Origin of the sequence: Amycolatopsis rhabdoformis (assembly GCF_035918295.1) — a bacterium.
In the GTDB taxonomy this organism is placed as follows: domain Bacteria; phylum Actinomycetota; class Actinomycetes; order Mycobacteriales; family Pseudonocardiaceae; genus Amycolatopsis; species Amycolatopsis rhabdoformis.
Genome location: NZ_CP142149.1, coordinates 883,568 through 899,879, shown reverse-complemented (window position 1 = coordinate 899,879; position 16,312 = coordinate 883,568). Strand labels below are relative to the sequence as shown.

Sequence of the window (16,312 nt, the reverse complement as noted above, 5' to 3'; positions counted from 1 at the left end):
CATGACCAACCGGCTCGCCGAAGCCACTTCCGCCTACCTGCGCGCCCACGCGGACAACCCCGTCGACTGGTACCCGTGGGGCCGCGAGCCGTTCGACGAAGCGCGCCGCCGCGACGTCCCGGTGTTCCTGTCCGTCGGGTACAGCACCTGCCACTGGTGCCACGTGATGGCCCGCGAGTCCTTCGCCGACGAGCAGACCGCGGCGATCCTCAACGAGCGGTTCGTCGCGGTGAAGGTCGACAGCGAGGAACGCCCCGACGTCAACGCCCACTACCAACGCGCCGTCCAGGCGATGACGCACCGCGGCGGCTGGCCGATGTCGGTGTTCCTCACCCCGGACGGCGAACCGTTCTACGCCGGGTCGTACTGGCCCGCCCGGCCGAGCGCGGGCCGGCCGGCGTTCACGCGGGTGCTCGTGGCGGCTTCGGAAGCCTGGCAACACAAACGAACGCAGGTCGCCGCCTCCGTCGGCCGGCTGGCCGAGACGCTCGCCCGAGCCGACGTCGGCGGTACCGGCGCGGCCGATCCGGCTTTCGCCGACGACGCCGCCCGGCTCGCGCTGCGGGCGCGCGATCGCGAGCACGGCGGATTCGGGACCACACCGAAGTTCCCGCACGCGATGGCGATCGAATGGCTGCTGCACCGGCACGCCCGCACCGGCGACGCGGAAGCCCTCGAAACGAGCGTCGCGGCACTCACCGCGATGGCTCGCGGCGGCATCCACGACCACGTCGGCGGCGGCTTCTTCCGCTACGCCCTCGACCGCGAATGGCGGGTGCCCCACTTCGAAAAGATGCTCTACGACAACGCCCTGCTGCTGCCCGCGTACGCCACCGCGGCCGCGCTCACCGGCGACCCGGCGCTCGCGGCCGTCGCCCGCTCGACCGCGCACCTGCTGCTCACCGACCTGCGCACCGAGCACGGCGCCTTCGCGTCGGCCACCGACGCCGAGGCGGCGGGCGTGGAGGGCGGATTCCACACGTGGTCCCACGATGAGCTCGTCGTCGCACTCGAGGAGTCCGATGTGGACAGTGGGCTTTGGGCCGCGCGGCTGGGCGCCACACCTGCCGGGAACTGGGACGGAACCAACGTGCTGCACCGGTTCGATCCCGGGAACTGGACCGAGGACGCCGCCACCGAATGGGCCCGGATCCGGCCGCACCTGGCGGAAGTGCGGGTCCGGCGCGTGCCGCCGCGCACCGAGGACCGGGTGCTCACCGACTGGAACGCGCTGGCCGTGCGCGGACTCGTGCGGGCCGGACTGCTGCTCGACGAGCCGGAGTGGCTCCGGGCGGCGGCCACCGCGGCCACGTTCCTGCACGAGCACCTACGGGTCGGCACCGGTTTGGCACACGCGCGGAAAGCCGGCCGCGCCACTGTGGACGGTTTCCTGCTCGACCACGCCGCGTTCGCGCTGGCGTGCCTCGAACTCTTCGGCGCCACCGGCGACCCGGCGTGGTTCGACCGCGGCCTCGACCTCGCGACCCGCACCCACGACCGCTTCCACGACGAAGCCGGCGGCTGGACCCAGACCGCCCGCGACGGCGAAACCCTGCTCACCCGCCACACCGAAGCCGGCGACGCCGCGCTCCCGTCCGGAGCGGCGGTGTTCGTGGAGGTCTGCCTGGTGCTGGCCGGGCTGACCGGCGAGGACACGTGGCAGCGCCGCGCGGAGGACGCCCTCGCGACGCTGCAGACCGCGGCCGCGACCGCGCCACTGGCCCACGGCTGGCTGCTGCGCCAACTCGAAGCACTCGCGGCCGGCCGACAGGAAGTGGTAGTCGTCGGCCGCCCCGGTCCGGCGCGCGACGCACTCACCCGCGCCGTCGTCGCGCACCCGCGCCCCGGCACGGTCACGGTAACCACCGAACCCACCCGCGGCGACCGGGTCCCACTGCTGACCGGCCGCACCGAACTCGACGGCGCGCCAGCGGCCTACGTATGCCGCGACTTGAGTTGCGCGCGGCCGGTGACCACCGCCGCTGCGCTCGCCGAACAGCTCCGACCGCTGCCTGCAGGTGCCGCGACCCGAACTGCGCCAAACCGATGACCACCACCACCGCATTGACCCCACAACTCCAGCCACCGCCCGCATCTGCCTCAATCCGAACTGCCCGCGGCCGGCGACCACCGCCGCTGCACTCACCAAACAGCTCCGGCCGCTGCCTGAACGTGCCGCGACCCGAGCTGCACGCGGCCGATGACGACCGCCATCGCACTCACCACCAGCTCCAGCCACCGCCGGCATGCGCCGCAACCCCATCTGCGCCGGCTGATGACAACCACCACCGCACTCACCCACAACTCCGCGCTTGACCGCCACAGCTCTCTCGCCCCTTCCCCCTGACCCACCCTCTGCCACTCCCCTGCCCCTGTCCCCTGCCCCGCGATCTGCCGGATTCCGGCGAGGAAAGAAGGCCGACGTGACCGTCCACGAGCTGATCATCATCGGATCCGGGCCGGCCGGCTGCACGGCCGCGGTCTACGCGGCGCGAGCCCAGCTGGCGCCGCTGGTGTTCGAAGGCCGGCAGGCCGGTGGTGCGTTGACGACCACCACCGAGGTGGAGAACTACCCCGGTTTCGCCGACGGGGTCCTGGGACCCGAGCTCATGGAGCGGATGCGCGCCCAGGCCAGGCGTTTCGGCGCGGATCTGCGGGCCGAGGAGGTCGAGTCCGTGGAGCTGACCGGTCCCGTCAAACAGGTGCGCGTGGCCGGCGAGACGCACCACGCCCGCGCGGTCGTGCTCGCGATGGGTGCCGCGGCGCGCCTGCTCGAGGTTCCCGGTGAGCAGGAGCTGCTCGGCCGCGGTGTGAGCACCTGCGCGACGTGCGACGGATTTTTCTTCCGTGACCAGGACATCGCGGTCGTCGGCGGGGGTGACTCGGCCATGGAGGAGGCGACGTTCCTCACGCGGTTCGCGCGGTCGGTCACCGTCGTCCACCGGCGCTCCGAGTTCCGGGCGTCGAAGATCATGCTCGACCGCGCGCGCCGGGACCCGAAGATCCGGTGGCGCACCGGCGTGGAGACCATGGCGGTCGTCGGTGACCCGGCGGTGGCCGGCTTGCGGTTGCGCGACACCGGCACCGGCGCGCAATCTGTGCTGGCCGTGAGCGGGGTGTTCGTCGCGATCGGACACGACCCGCGCAGCGCGCTCGTGCGCGACGCGCTGGAGACCGACGCCGACGGCTACCTCACCGTGGACGCACCGAGCACCCGCACGGCGCTTCCCGGTGTCTTCGCCTGCGGCGACCTCGTCGACCGCGGTTACCGCCAGGCCATCACCGCGGCCGGTTCCGGCTGTGCGGCCGCGATCGACGCCGAACGCTGGCTGGCCGAGCACGCGGGAGCCGAGCCGGCCCCGACGGCCGCGGCCGGGCACTGAGTCACCCAACCACCCGAGTCACCCAACCACCCGAGTCACCCATTCATCCGTCACGGAAAAGGAGAAACCGATGGGCAGCAACACTGTCGCCGTCACCGAGACCTCGTTCGAGGCCGACGTGCTCACGAGCGAAACCCCTGTGCTGGTCGACTTCTGGGCGACCTGGTGCGGCCCGTGCACCGCGGTCGCCCCGGTCCTGGAGGAGATCGCCGGTGAGCACGCCGGCTCGCTCGTGGTGGCGAAGCTCGACGTCGACGCGAATCCCGCGGTCGCCGTGAACTACGGGATCCAGTCGATCCCGACGATGATCGTGTTCCGGGACGGGAAACCGCTCACGCGGATCGTCGGCGCCCGGTCGAAGGCCGAGCTCCTGAGCGACCTGGCCGAGTACCTGGCCTGAACCGGACGACGCCGGGTCCGGGCCCGGCACGTCAGGGCTGGCGCGTCAGTCCGCCGAGACCAGGGCCCGCGAGATCGCCCGGGCGCTGGTGCGCACGATCGGCGCCAGCGCTCGGGGCGACACCGAGCCGTGGCGCACGACCAGCGACACCGCCGCCACGACGGCCCCGCGCGCGTTGTGGATCGGCGCGCCGACCGAGAGGCTGTCGGGGGTGAGCTGTCGGTCGCTGATCGCGAATCCGCTGGTCCGGACGTCGGCCAGGGTCCGGCGCAGCACCCGCGGATCGGTGATCGTGAAGTCCGTGAAGCGTTCGATCGGCGACGCGAGCACCTCTTCCTGCAGCGGCGCCGGAGCGTGCGCGAGCAGCACGAGGCCGACCCCGCTCGCCGCCAGCGGGCACCGGCCGCCGACCCGGATCACCATCGGCACGGCTTCGGTGCCGGCGATGCGTTCCACGAACACCAATTCGGTGCCTTCCCGCACGGCGAGCTGCACCATCTCGCGGGTCACCTGCGCGAGATCGGCCAGGAACGGCAGCGCCTGCTCCCGCAACGCCAGCCCCCGCGTGGCGAGTGAACCGATCTCCCACAGCCGCAGGCCGATGCGGTAGTGGCCGCGCTCGTCGCGTTCGAGAGCACCCCATTCGACGAGCGGCCCGGCCAGGCGGTGGACCGTGGACACGGGCAGGCCGGTGTGGCGCGCCAGCTCGCTCAGGCTCATTTCGAGGCGCTCGGTGGAGAACGCGTCGAGGATCTGGAGGGCGCGGGCCAGGACCGGCCCGGTTCCGACGCTCATCTCCGCCACCTCCGCGTCCATTATGGCCTTCGCGAGCTCACGCGGCCTCGACCGCGATCGGCACGCTCGACCAGACCTTGAGCGTGTTGTTGAGCTTCGGCACCGGCGTGCCGTCGAGCTCGAGGCGGGCGACGCGGCGGGCCAGCGCGGTGAGCACCAGCTCCGCCTCGAGCCGCGCGATCGGCTGGCCGACGCACTGGTGCACCCCCATCCCGAAGCCGACGTGGCCGGACGCGGAGCGGTCGAGGTCGAACACCTCGGCGTCCGCACCCCAGTGCCTCGGATCGCGGTTGGCCGACCCGAGCGACAGCTGCACCTTGGCGCCCGCCGGCACCGGCACGCCGCCGACCTCGGTGTCGGCCGAGGTGGTGCGGAAGAAGTTCTGGATCGGCGACTCCCACCGCAGCGCCTCGTCGAACGCGAACTTCGCCAGCCGCGGGTCGGCGTGCAGGCGGGCCCACGCCTCGGGGTGGCGGGCGAGGGCGTAGAGCGTGTTGCCGAGGCCGGTCACGGTGGTGTCGACGCCGGCGGTGAGCAGCGAGCGCACCAGCAACGGCGCCTGCTGCTCGGAAATCTCACCGCGGTCGGCCGCCGCCCAGAGCTCGACGCCGAGGCCGGTGGGGGCGAGCTCCTCACGTCGGCAGTGCGTGTCGACCCACTCCTGGGCCGGCCCCGCGGCCGCCAGTGCCGCCGCCAGCAGGTCGTTGCGCGGGCCGAAAGCGTTGAGCGCCAACGAACCGTAGGTCAGCAGGTGCTCACGGCCTTCGCGCGGCAGGCCGACCGCGTCGGGGAACACCTCCAGCGGGTACACCTCGGCGACGTCGGTCACGGCGTCGAACCGGCCGCGCGCCACGAGTTCGTCGGCGAGCCGCTCGGCCACCGGCTCGAACGTCTTGCGCAGCGCCCGCACCGCCCGCGGGGTGATCACCGAGTTCATCGCCGTGCGCACCACGGTGTGGTCCGGCGGGTCGGCCTCCAGCAGCAGGCTCGGCGGCCGCCACGGCTCCTCGTGGGCGAAGTCGGTGAGCCCGGCGCCGCGGCCGGACACGAACGTTTCCCAGTCGAGCAACGCGGCGCGCACCTCGGCGAAGCGGCCGATCACGTAGTAGCCGTGCGCCGGCAGCCACACGACCGGGCCGGCTTCACGGAGGCGCCGGTGGTATTCGTACGGGTCGGCGAGCACGGCGTGGTCGAACGGGTCGTCGTCGAGTTCGGGAACCGTCGGGGTGGCGGACGTCATCGTCAGAGCTCCAGGGTCAGCTTCGGGCCCGCCGCGCGCGAGACGCAGACGAACATGGTGGTGTGCGCGGCTTTCTCCTCGTCGGTGAGCAGGGAGTCGTGGTGCTCGACCTCGCCGTCGAGCACCACGGTTTCGCACGTGCCGCACGTGCCTTGCCGGCACGACGACAGCATCCGGATGCCGGCGTCGGAGAGGACGTCGAGCACCGAGCGGTCCGGGGGCACGGTCAGCGTCGTGCCGGTGACCGCGAGCTCGACCTCGAACGACCGCGCGGACGCCGGCGGATCCTTCGGTGAGAACCGTTCGACGTGCAGCGAGCCGGCCGGCCACGCCACACAAGTCCGTTCGACGGCGTCGAGCAGCGGGCCCGGGCCGCAGCAGTAGACGAGCGTGCCGTCGGCCGGCTCGGCCAGCAGCGCGGCGAGGTCGAGCAGGCCGTGTTCGTCCTGCGGACGCACCGAAATCCGGTCGCCGTGCGTGGCGCGCAGCTCTTCGGCGAAGGCCATCGACGCGGCGGTGCGGCCGCCGTAGACGAGCCGCCAGTCGGCGCCCGCCGACTCGGCCGCGGCGAGCATCGGCAGGATCGGCGTGATGCCGATCCCGCCGGCCACGAACAGGTAGCGCCGGGCCGGGACGAGAGCGAAGTGGTTGCGCGGACCGCGCACCTGCGTTCTCGCTCCCGGCACCAGCTTGTCGTGCACGAACGCCGAGCCGCCGCGGCCGTCGGGTTCCCGCAGGACCGCGATCCGGTAGCTGGTGCGGTCGGCCGGATCACCGCACAGCGAGTACTGCCGCACGAGGTCGTCGGTGAGCAGCAGGTCGACGTGGGCACCGGGTTCCCACGCCGGCAGGTCCGCGCCGCCGGGGTCGCGCAGGCGCATCGCGACGACTCCGTCGGCGATCACCTGCCGGTCCTGGACGACAAGGGGCAACACGGGCTCGATCACAACGCGGCTCCGAGGATGGCGGGAAACGGTGCTTCGGTCAGCGCACGGCGGCGGAAGCGGCCGGCACGTACGTCGCGGTTCTGGTGCGCACCAACGACAGCACGGCCGCCGTCACCAGGAACACCCCGCCGGCGCCGAGGTAGAGGCCCTGCGGGCTCATCCCGGTGTCGAGCAGGGCCCCGGCGGCGAACGGCGCAAGGATGGCGCCGGCCCGGCTGATCGCCAGGGCCGTGCCGAACCCGGTGGCCCGCACCGCCGGCTCGTAAACGGTGGCGGTGAAGGCGAACAGCCCCGCCACACACCCGTTCACGAACAGCCCGACGCCGATGCCGACCACGAACGCCAGGCTCAGCTGCTGCGTCGAGGCGATGAACACACCCAGCAGCAGGCCGGTGCCGATCAGGTAGCCGATCAGCACCTTCCGCAGCGCGAACCGAGCGGTGAGCACCCCCAGCAGCGCAGCGCCGAACACGCCGCCGAGGTTGAGCAGCGTCGAGGCGGTGAGGCCCTGCGCCGACGACAGCCCGGCGGTGAGGAGCAACGTCGGTGTCCAGCTCGTGACGAAGTAGAAGCCGGCCATCACGAGGAAGAACACCAGCCACATCAGCAAAGTCGTGCGCCGCAGCTTCGGCTTCAGCAGTTCGCGGTAGCCGGCGCCGATGCCGCGCGGGGCTTCGGTCTGCTCCGGCAGCGCGTCGAGCTTCCCGAGCCCGCACCGCGCGGCCAGCCGGTTGACCCGCTCGAGCGCGCCGGGTGGCCGGCGCGTGAGCAGGAAGTCCAGGGACTCGGGCAGCCAGCCGACCACGAGCGGGATCGCCAGCGCGGTGGCGATCCCGCCGAACAGGAACACCGACCGCCAGCCGGAGCCGCCGATGAGGAGCACGGCGATGAGGCCGCCGAGGGTGGCGCCGAGCGCGTAACCGGTGGCGTTGAGGCTCACGGCGAGCCCGCGCCAGCGCCGGTTGGCGAACTCCGCCGACGCGACGCTGCCGCCGGCGATGATCGCGCCGATGCCGAGGCCGCTGACCACTCGCAGCGCCCCGAGCACCCCGGCCGACGGTGCCAGCGAGGACAGGATCATGGCGACGCTGCTGACCACCAGGCACGCCAGGATGATGCGGCGGCGGCCGATCCGGTCGGCCCAGGGAGCCACGAACATCGAGCCGACGGCCATCCCGACCGGGGCGGCGGAGAGCAGCAGGCCGAGTTCGGTGGCCGAGAGCTGCCATTCGGCGGCTACGAACTTGCCCGTGAACGCCATCACGAGCACGTCGAAACCGTCGAGCAGGTTGAGCAGCATGCAGACCGTGACGGCCGCCCACTGCAGGCGGCTCATCGGGTTGGTGTCGCGCGCGGCGCGCAGGTCGATGCTCATCTGAGGAACCCGGGGAACAGTTCAGGGCGCATGGCAGAAACTCCGTTGTTCGCTGCGTCGGACGGGTGGGTGCGATCGCGAATGAGCTGCGGGTCAACCGCTCCGAGACATCGGGCCCAGTGCTTCCGGATCCGTCCATCCTGCGTTCTCCCGTGCCCGGGCTGAACGGCCTTTCCGGATGCCGGAAAGGTTGTGCCCGTTCGGGGTGTTCACCGGCCGAGGACGCGAAAACCGGAAGCTGCGAGCGAAAACTTCGCTCGCAGCTTCCGGTTTTCGGGTGTGCGCCTCGGCGAGGGTGCTAGTTCTGCAGTGGCAACAGCTCTCGGTGCAACCCGTCGAGGAAGCGCTGGTAGTCCCCCGAATGCCCGGGCCGGATCACGAACTTCGACAACCCCGCGTCGATGTGCTGCTCCAGCAGGCGCCGAGCCTCGGCCCAGCTCGTGGCCACGAGGTCGGTCACGGGCGTGTCCGGACGGCGCTTCGCGGCGACCGCGAGCATGCGCTCCGGCATTCCTTCCGACGCCACCAGCAGGCTCAGGCCGAAGTGGTCGGGTTCGATCTCGCGGCCGGCCTCGGCGGCGGCGTCCTGGATGGCGATCCGCGCGGCGCGGGCCTGCTCCGGGGTGTGGAAGCTGCCGAGCCAGCCGTCGGACAGGCGCCCGGCACGGCGCAGCGCGGCGGGCGCGCTGCCGCCGAGCCACACGTCGAGGCGCTTGGCCGGGCGGGGGCCGATGGTCACGCCGTCGGCCTGGTAGTACTCGCCGGCGAAGTGCACGTCGTCGTGCTCGAGCAGCAGGCGCAGGAGGGTGAGGGCCTCGTCGAACACGGCCGCGCGGGGGCCGGGCACCGGGAACAGGTCGTGTTCAGCCGCGTTGGCCGGGCGCAGGCCGAACACGGGCAGCACGCGCTTGGGGGCCAGGCCGGCGAGCGTCACCAGCTGTTTCGCGACGAGCACGGGGTGGCGGCCCGGCAGGATCGCCACGCCGGTGCCCACCTTCAGCTTCGCGGTGCGCGCGAGGGCGTGGGCCATGCCGACCAGCGGGTCGACCTCCGGCGCGTAGACCAGCTCCGAAAGCCACAGCGAGTCGACCCCGGCCGCCTCCAGCGTCTCGGCCAGCCCCGCGAACTCCGCGGGCCCGGTGCCCGGCGCCGGAGCCACCCCGATCCGGATCTTCAGTTCCTCGCCCACCCGTGCTCCTTCCGCAGTCGTCCTCCGACGCAACGCCCGCGGGCCCGCGCGGTATGCCCGTACGACGAAGGCCCCCTCCCGGATGGGGGCCGGAAGGAGGCCTTCTTCTCGCGGCGGCCGGTGTCCACGCCGGCCGGCGCCGCCCCATCGTGGAAGAGGGCTGTACAAGAGCCGTACATGAACGTTTGTGCACGGTGTGGCCGCGGGTGTCCGGCCGGTTTCTTACCCACCGCGGCCGTGGGCCCACGCGGCGATCTCGGTGCGGTTGGTGAGGGAGAGCTTGGCCAGGATGCTGCGCACGTGGCTCTCCACCGTGCGCTCCGAGACCACGAGCCGCTCGGCGATCGCCCGGTTCGGCAGGCCGTCGGCCACGAGGGCGGCGATCTCGCGTTCGCGCGGGGTGAGCGGACCGGCCGTGGTCAGCCGGCCGAGCAGCTCCGCGGCGTCCCGGACGGCGCCGGGCATCACCAGCCGGCGGGCTTCGTCGCGGGCCTGGCGCGCGAGCGAGCGCGCCCGGCCCGGCTCGCCGAGCGCCACGAGGACCTCGGCAAGCCGCAGCCGGTTCGCGACCACGAACGGCCGCGCGCCCACCCGCACGTTCGTGGCCAGCGTGGTCTCGAACAGCCGCACCGCGTCCTCGTGCCGGCCCAGCACCGCGGCCAGCCGGGCCAGCCAGCTCGTGCCGAAGTCGCCGCAGATGATGCCCGCGCCGGTCGACACGACCGCCGAGTCGACGAGCAGCTCCGGTTCGAGCCAGCGGGCCGTCTCGACGTCGTCGAACGCCTCGACCAGCGTCACGAGGTTCTGCGCGACCCCGCCGGACCGCAGCGCGCCGGCGTCGTGGCGCATGACGCGCCGTGCCTCCTCGTAGTGCATCAGGGCGGCGTCGGGTTCGCCTCGCAAGAGGTGCACGAGCGGCCGGCACACCGCGGCGATGGGCAGGTTCGCCACCGTCGCGAGCTGCGCTTCGAAGGTCTCGTCGATCTCCTCCACGTCGCCGGTCACGAGCGCGAGCTGCAGGCTGAACGCCGACGACATGGCGGCCGCCGACCAGTCGTCGGCCAGCTCGGCCAGCGCGAGCGCGGTCGCCTGCCGGTTGAGCTCGCGCGCCTCGGCGAACGCGCCGCGAAACGCCAGCACCGACGTGCGCAGGCGCAGGTCGTGCCAGCGCACCAGCGGCAGCCGCGTGGTGGCCGCCAGGGCCGTCACGGCCGCGAGCTCCTGGTCGACCACGGCCATCGCGCCGGTCTCCAGCGCCGCGTCGATGCGCCACTTGTGGCCCCACAACGCGGAAAGCGGCTGCCGGTCGCCGAAGCGCACGGCCAGTGACCCGAACCGCAGCCGGTCTTCGAGCGGCAGCTCGATCGGCAGGATCTTGAACCGCGCGCGCACGGCGTCGAGCACGGCCGTCTCGTCGCCGGTTTCCTCGGCCAGGGCAACGGCTTCGTCGGCGAGCTCCCGCGCGTCGGCCCGGTTCGCGGCGTCGGCGGCCACCGAAGCCGCCTGCGCGAGCAACCGGGCCCGCAGCACGTCGCCGACGTCGGCGGTGAGCGCGGCCGCGGCGAGTTTTCCCAGACGGGGCAACAACTCCGGCCCGGACAGGTCCTGCACCACCAGCGCCGCGGCCGCGAGCGTCGCCGGCGTGCGCGTGCGTTCGGCCGCCTGCTCGGCGTGGTCGAGCGCCGCGCCGAAGCGGCCCGAACGGTACTCGGCCTGGGCGAGGTCCACCAGCAGCTCGGCCAGCCCGTCGACGCGGCCGGCGCGGCGCCGCGCGTCCACAGCGAAGGTCAGGAACCGGGCTGCCTCGGCGAAAGCCAGCGCGCGCGTGGCCTCCCGCGCGGCGACCACGGCCCATTCGGCGGCCCGGTCGAGGGCCGCCGGATCGGCGGCCGAGCGCAGCCAGTGGGCCGCGACCACCCCGGCGCCGGCCGGATCGGCTTCGGCCCGCGGGGTCAGCGCCACCGCGGCCTGGGCGTGCAACGCCTCGCGGACGCCCTGGTCGAGGTCGTCGTACACGCCGTCGCGCACCACCGCGTGCGTGAACCGGCGGCGTCCGGCGGCCACCGGCACGAGCACGCCGGCGCGCACGACCTCGTCGAGCAGCGGCACGACCTCGGCCACCGGCCGGCCCGCGACGTCGGCGACCACCCCCGCGTCCACCTCCTCCCCCAGCACCGCGGCCACCGCCACCAGCTCGCGGACCTCGGGCGCGAGCCCGGCCACCGACGTCCGGACGAGGTGGCGCAGCTCGGCCTGCCCGCCGCCGGAGCCGGCCGACCGCGCGACCGCCCGCAGGTACAGCGGGTTGCCGCCCGAGCGGCGCAGGGCGTCGCGCACTTCGCGGTCGCCGACGGCCGCGCCGGCCGCCTCCGTGAGGTACCTACGCACGTCGGGCTCGGCCAGCGGCGCCACCGTCACGGCGTAGGTGGCGGAGCGGCCGAGCAGGTCAGGCAGCGTTTCGTCGAGCGTGGCGCCGGTGTCGCGGTAGGTCGCGAGCACCACGAGCCGCGAGCGGCGCAGCTCGCCGGTGAGATGGCGCAGGAGCCGCAACGACGACTCGTCGGCCCAGTGCAGGTCCTCCAGCACCACCACCAGGCCGTCGGGTTCGGCCGCCGCGACCAGGGCGTCGGCCGCCGTGGCGACGAGCCGGAACCGCGCTGCGACGAGGTCGGTGCCGGCCCGTCCGTCCAGATCGGCGAAGGCGCGCGCGACCTCGGCACCGGCCGTCGGCAGGGCGGCCAGCACGCGGCGCCACGGCCACAGCGGCGGCGCGCCGGGGTCGTCCACGCAGCGGCCCCACACCGTGGCCACGTCGGCGGTGGCGGCCTCGGCCAGCGTGGTCTTGCCGATCCCGGCCGGCCCGCCGAGCAGCACGAGCGCACCTTGGCCCGCCGCGCCGGCCGCGAACCGGCCACGCAGGTCGGCGAGCACCCCGGCCCGGCCGACGAACGGCACGGAACCCGTCACGCAGGGAAGTATGCGCCCGGATTCAGTGGTCCGTCTGCGTACTGGCACTGATGTCCGGAAAGCCCACCCGGCCGAAGGTGGTCCTCGTCGAACTTCCCACCCACGGCCGAAGGAGCATCATGTACGCCACCGTCCACCAGTTCCGGCGCGACGCCGCCACCGAGAGCGGCGACTGGGGCCGGGACCTCACCGCCGCACTGCACCCCGGACCGGCTCCGCTGGGCACCTGCGTGCTCGGCCAGGTCGCCGGCGTGCTCGGCGCGGCCGTCGCGTTCTGGCCGGACGCCGCGACGGCGGCCGAAGCCGCCGCCCGCACCACCACCGGCCCCACCTGGCTCGACACCGACGTCTACGAGGTCGCCTCCGTCGAGTCCGCGGCCGGCGCGCCGCGCTACGCCCAGATCAACCGCTTCGACGGCCCGCGCGACGAAGCGCAGGTCCGTGCCGAGGACTACGCCGGCCGCGAGCGCCTGTGGCCCGCCGCCCGGCAGGTGCCGGGAATCGGCCCCGCGTTCGTGCTGCGCGCCGAAGACGGCGCGGGGCTGATGATCGGCTTCGCCGAGTCCGTGGCGGCCATCGAAGCCGTGCAGCGGGCCGTGATGGCCACCGAGCTCCTGCCGGGCGAGGACCTGGCGCTGCTCACCGGTCCCGACCGCATCGACCTGCACCGCGTGATCCACGAAGCACTGCCCACCACCATCTCAGGAGGCATCCGATGAGCACCCCCACCACCACCCGCCTGCGTCCCGGCACCTGGACCGTCCACACCGGACGCACCTCGGCCCGGTTCACCGTGCGCAAGCTCGGTTTCCACCTCGTGCACGGCACGATCCCCGTCCGCTCGGCCACCGTGCAGGTGAACACCGCCGGCACGCCCGGCGCCCTGCGCGCGGAGCTCGACCTGACCGCGATCGACACCGGCAACAAGCGCCGCGACCGCGACCTGCGTGGAGCCGGCTTCCTCGCGTGCGAGGAGCACCCGACGATGACGTTCGCCTCCGGTGACATCACCACCTGCCCGGAAGGCTGGACGGCGCAAGGGTTCCTGACGCTGCGCGGCACCTCGTGCCCGCTCACCCTCACCGTCGAACGGCCCGCCGACCCCGGCCGCGATTCGGTTCGGGTGCGGGCGCACGCGACCCTCGACCGCGCACCACTCGGCATGAAGGCGCCGCGCGCGGTGGTCGGCCGTTACCTCGAGCTCGACATCGACGCGGTGCTGGTGGCGCCGCACTGACGGGACAACGGGCTCCGCCGGTTCAGGCCGTCGCCTGGATCACGCGGCCCAGCGCGGCGTGGAGGTCCTCCAGCTCGGAGACCTCCATGCCGAGCGTTTCGACCACGCGGTACGGGATCTTCTCGGCCTCGGCCCGCAGGGCGCGGCCCTTCTCCGTGAGCTCGACGGTGAGCTGGCGTTCGTCGGAGGCCTTGCGGCCGCGCGTGACGTACCCGATCGCTTCGAGCCGCTTGAGCAACGGCGACAGCGTGGCCGGTTCGTGGCGCAGCGCGGCCCCGAGGTCCTTCACCGACCTCGGGGCTTTCTCCCAGAGCGCGAGCATCACGAGGTACTGCGGGTGCGTGAGCCCGTACGGCTCCAGCAGGGGCCGGTAGATCGCGATGACGCTGCGCGAAGCGACCGACAGCGCGAAGCACACCTGGCGGTCGAGCTTCAGCGGATCCTCGCCCAAGTCGATCTCTGCCACGGGTCCTCCTCCTGGTCCGGGCCACCTTAACGCGCGGGGTGTGGCCTCGGCCTCCTTTGTCGGCTGTCATCGATTAGTGCACTAATGATTAGTGTACTCTGAAGTCAGCCGACAAGGAGGCGTGATGGACCGTCCAGGAGTTTTCCGCTGGTTCTGGTACGCGGTGGGTGGGCGCCTGCCCGACCGCTACCGCGACTGGATCCTGCACGACACGACGTCGAAGCACTGGAAAGCGCGGCACGTGCTCCGCAGCTCCGTGGGCCTCATCCCGCTGTGCCTGGTGTGGCTGCTGCTGCCCGGCCCGCTGCCGCTGCGGCTGGCGATCGTGCTGATGGCCGCGCTCGTGGCGTACTTCTACTCGTCGGTGTACATGGAGGAGAGCATCGAGCACCGGCTCACCCGCAACGGCTTCCCGCCGGGCACCGGCAAGCGCCTGCGCCGCGAGGCCGCGGAGGAGGCCGACGCCGAGGCGAAGGCGCGCTACATCGCGATCTACCGGCAGAACACCGACGAGGGGACGACGCCGGGCGGCAGCGCCGCCGGCCGCGACTAGACTCGCTCCTCGATGAGAGCCGGGTTCCGATGAGACGCAAGCTGCGCGGCCCGCTGGCGCCGCGCCACGGGCTCGACCCGGCGCGGCTGAGGATGCCCGACGAGGGCCCGTGGGCCACCTTGCTGGAGCACCTCGTGGAGCGGCTGCCGCGGCTGGACCCGGTGCGGATCGAGCAGATGCTGCGCGAGGAGCGCATCTTCGGCCTCGACGGACCGCTGCGGGTCGACGCGGTGTTCGAGCCGGGCTCGTTCATCTGGTTCCACCGCGATCTGCCCGACGAGGTTCCGGTGCCGTTCGCCATCCCCGTGGTGCACCGCGACGAGCACCTGCTGGTGGTGGACAAACCCCACTTCCTCGCCACGATCCCGCGCGGCAAGCACATCCTCGAAACCGCCCTGGTCCGGCTGCGCCGCGAGCTGGACCTGCCGGCCTTGTCCCCCGCACATCGGCTCGACCGCGTCACCGCAGGGTTGGTGATGTTCGTGATCACGCCCGAGGTGCGCGGGAAGTACCAGACGATGTTCAAAAACCGTCAGGTGGCGAAGGAGTACGAAGCCATCGCCCCGTACGACCCTGCGCTGGAGCTGCCGCGCACGGTCCGCAGCCACATCATGAAGGAACGCGGAGTGCTTGCGGCGCAGGAGATCGAGGGCCCGGTGAACGCCGAGACCCGAGTGGAGCTCGTGGAGCACCGCGCCGGGCTCGGCCGCTACCGCCTGCTGCCCACCACCGGCCGCACGCACCAGCTGCGGGTGCACCTCAGCGGCCTCGGCATCCCGATCCTGGGCGACGACTTCTACCCCGTGCTGACCGAGAAGCCGCTTGACGACTTCACGAAACCGTTGCAGCTGCTGGCGAAAGTGCTCGACTTCGACGATCCGGTGAGCGGTGAGCACCGCCGGTTCACGAGCTCGCGGCGGTTGACGGCGTGGGATTCGCCGGACGAGTGGGCGGCACACCCGGTTTCCTGATCCCGGCGGCGCGGAAATCCGCCGCCTGGAGCCGGCTGCCTCGGAATCGGATGTGCCGCGCCGAACTCACTTCGTCCAGAACTTCACACCGCTCCACTGCACGGTGATCGGTCCCGCACCACTGGAAGTGCGGTAGGAACCGAACTTGTCGTAGTAGCTGCCACCCGGGCTGGAGATGGTCTGCTTGAGCGAACCGTTGATGTACACCTTGTGCGTGCTGCCGACCTGGTTGATGGTGTTGACCCGCACGGACGTGCCGACCGTGGCGCCGCTCGCGAGCGTCTGACCGCCCTCGACCGCGTACATCCGGCCACCCTTTTCGACTCCCAGGATGAAGTAGGGGCCGGCGTTGGACCCGTCGCGGAAGGTCTGCTTCACGCTGATGCGCGTGCCGCTCATGCTGGTGACCTTGAACGAACCTTCGAACTGGTGCGTGCCGCCGGTGTAGGTGTCGTAGCGGCGCTCGGCGCGCTGGTCACCACTGCCCGTGGAACAGGTGAGCTGGAACGTGAGCCCGCTGATCTGCCCACATCCGCGCTCCTGCTCGGAGAACCCCGGCGACCACGACTTCCACGGTCCAGTTCCGACCTGGGCGCCGGCCACCGGCGCCACCACCGCGAGCCCGCACACGACTCCCGCGAGCACCGCGGAAACGCGTAGTCTTCCTCGCACTTGCCAACCTCCGGACAACTCTGGGCGGCGGTGGTGGGACAGGTTCAGACCACTGCGTCGAACCTGGTTGATCACTGTACGAGCACGGGCGAAAACAGACAAGAGCCGGATTCGCGA

At 72.6% G+C, this 16,312-nt stretch carries 15 protein-coding genes; 7 read left to right on the top strand and 8 right to left on the bottom strand.

The window, feature by feature from the left end:
• Position 1 precedes the first annotated feature (1 nt).
• From VSH64_RS04180 to trxA, 3 genes are all read left to right on the top strand, one after another.
• Positions 2–2,050, top strand: a complete 2,049-nt coding sequence (locus tag VSH64_RS04180) for a thioredoxin domain-containing protein (protein WP_326834115.1) — start codon at positions 2–4, stop codon at positions 2,048–2,050.
• Positions 2,051–2,423: 373 nt separating this feature from the next.
• The gene (gene trxB, locus VSH64_RS04175; RefSeq protein ID WP_326834114.1) at positions 2,424–3,383 is read left to right on the top strand and encodes a thioredoxin-disulfide reductase; all 960 of its coding nucleotides are present in this window, start codon (positions 2,424–2,426) and stop codon (positions 3,381–3,383) included.
• Between the two features lie 70 nt (positions 3,384–3,453).
• The gene (gene trxA, locus VSH64_RS04170; protein WP_326834113.1) at positions 3,454–3,783 is read left to right on the top strand and encodes a thioredoxin; all 330 of its coding nucleotides are present in this window, start codon (positions 3,454–3,456) and stop codon (positions 3,781–3,783) included.
• Positions 3,784–3,828: 45 nt separating this feature from the next.
• On the opposite strand, the gene VSH64_RS04165 is transcribed toward trxA, so the two are convergent.
• The 6 genes from VSH64_RS04165 to VSH64_RS04140 all read right to left on the bottom strand — a co-directional run bounded on the left by VSH64_RS04165 (position 3,829) and on the right by VSH64_RS04140 (position 12,296).
• Positions 3,829–4,578, bottom strand: a complete 750-nt coding sequence (locus VSH64_RS04165) for an IclR family transcriptional regulator (protein WP_326834112.1) — start codon at positions 4,576–4,578, stop codon at positions 3,829–3,831.
• A gap of 37 nt (positions 4,579–4,615) precedes the next feature.
• A complete protein-coding gene (locus VSH64_RS04160; protein WP_326834111.1) occupies positions 4,616–5,818 on the bottom strand; it encodes a cytochrome P450 in 1,203 nt (400 codons plus the stop codon).
• A gap of 2 nt (positions 5,819–5,820) precedes the next feature.
• Complete coding sequence (locus VSH64_RS04155; RefSeq protein ID WP_456062092.1) at positions 5,821–6,765, bottom strand: PDR/VanB family oxidoreductase; 945 nt, start codon at positions 6,763–6,765, stop codon at positions 5,821–5,823.
• A 37-nt stretch (positions 6,766–6,802) separates the two neighbouring features.
• Entirely contained in the window at positions 6,803–8,140 is a 1,338-nt protein-coding gene (locus VSH64_RS04150) for an MFS transporter (protein ID WP_326834110.1), read from the bottom strand.
• Between the two features lie 298 nt (positions 8,141–8,438).
• Positions 8,439–9,329, bottom strand: a complete 891-nt coding sequence (locus VSH64_RS04145; RefSeq protein ID WP_326834109.1) for a TIGR03854 family LLM class F420-dependent oxidoreductase — start codon at positions 9,327–9,329, stop codon at positions 8,439–8,441.
• Between the two features lie 222 nt (positions 9,330–9,551).
• On the bottom strand, positions 9,552–12,296 hold the full coding sequence (locus tag VSH64_RS04140; RefSeq protein WP_326834108.1) for an ATP-binding protein: 2,745 nt from the start codon (positions 12,294–12,296) through the stop codon (positions 9,552–9,554).
• A gap of 119 nt (positions 12,297–12,415) precedes the next feature.
• On the opposite strand from VSH64_RS04140, the gene VSH64_RS04135 reads away from it, so the two are divergent.
• Positions 12,416–13,015 (top strand): hypothetical protein, encoded by a 600-nt coding sequence (locus tag VSH64_RS04135; RefSeq protein ID WP_326834107.1) that lies wholly within the window; start codon positions 12,416–12,418, stop codon positions 13,013–13,015.
• Positions 13,012–13,533: a YceI family protein gene (locus VSH64_RS04130; RefSeq protein WP_326834106.1), complete on the top strand. Its 522-nt coding sequence runs from the start codon at positions 13,012–13,014 to the stop codon at positions 13,531–13,533. Before VSH64_RS04135 ends, VSH64_RS04130 begins: the two co-directional genes overlap by 4 nt.
• A gap of 22 nt (positions 13,534–13,555) precedes the next feature.
• On the opposite strand, the gene VSH64_RS04125 is transcribed toward VSH64_RS04130, so the two are convergent.
• Positions 13,556–13,999 (bottom strand): MarR family winged helix-turn-helix transcriptional regulator, encoded by a 444-nt coding sequence (locus tag VSH64_RS04125; protein ID WP_326834105.1) that lies wholly within the window; start codon positions 13,997–13,999, stop codon positions 13,556–13,558.
• 124 nt (positions 14,000–14,123) lie between these two features.
• Between VSH64_RS04125 and VSH64_RS04120 the strand changes: the two genes are divergently transcribed.
• Positions 14,124–14,552, top strand: a complete 429-nt coding sequence (locus VSH64_RS04120) for a DUF5313 family protein (RefSeq protein WP_326834104.1) — start codon at positions 14,124–14,126, stop codon at positions 14,550–14,552.
• 29 nt (positions 14,553–14,581) lie between these two features.
• A complete protein-coding gene (locus VSH64_RS04115) occupies positions 14,582–15,523 on the top strand; it encodes an RluA family pseudouridine synthase (RefSeq protein ID WP_326834103.1) in 942 nt (313 codons plus the stop codon).
• Positions 15,524–15,589: 66 nt separating this feature from the next.
• Here the strand turns inward: VSH64_RS04115 and VSH64_RS04110 are convergent, their stop codons facing one another.
• On the bottom strand, positions 15,590–16,195 hold the full coding sequence (locus tag VSH64_RS04110; protein WP_326834102.1) for a hypothetical protein: 606 nt from the start codon (positions 16,193–16,195) through the stop codon (positions 15,590–15,592).
• Positions 16,196–16,312: the final 117 nt, after the last annotated feature.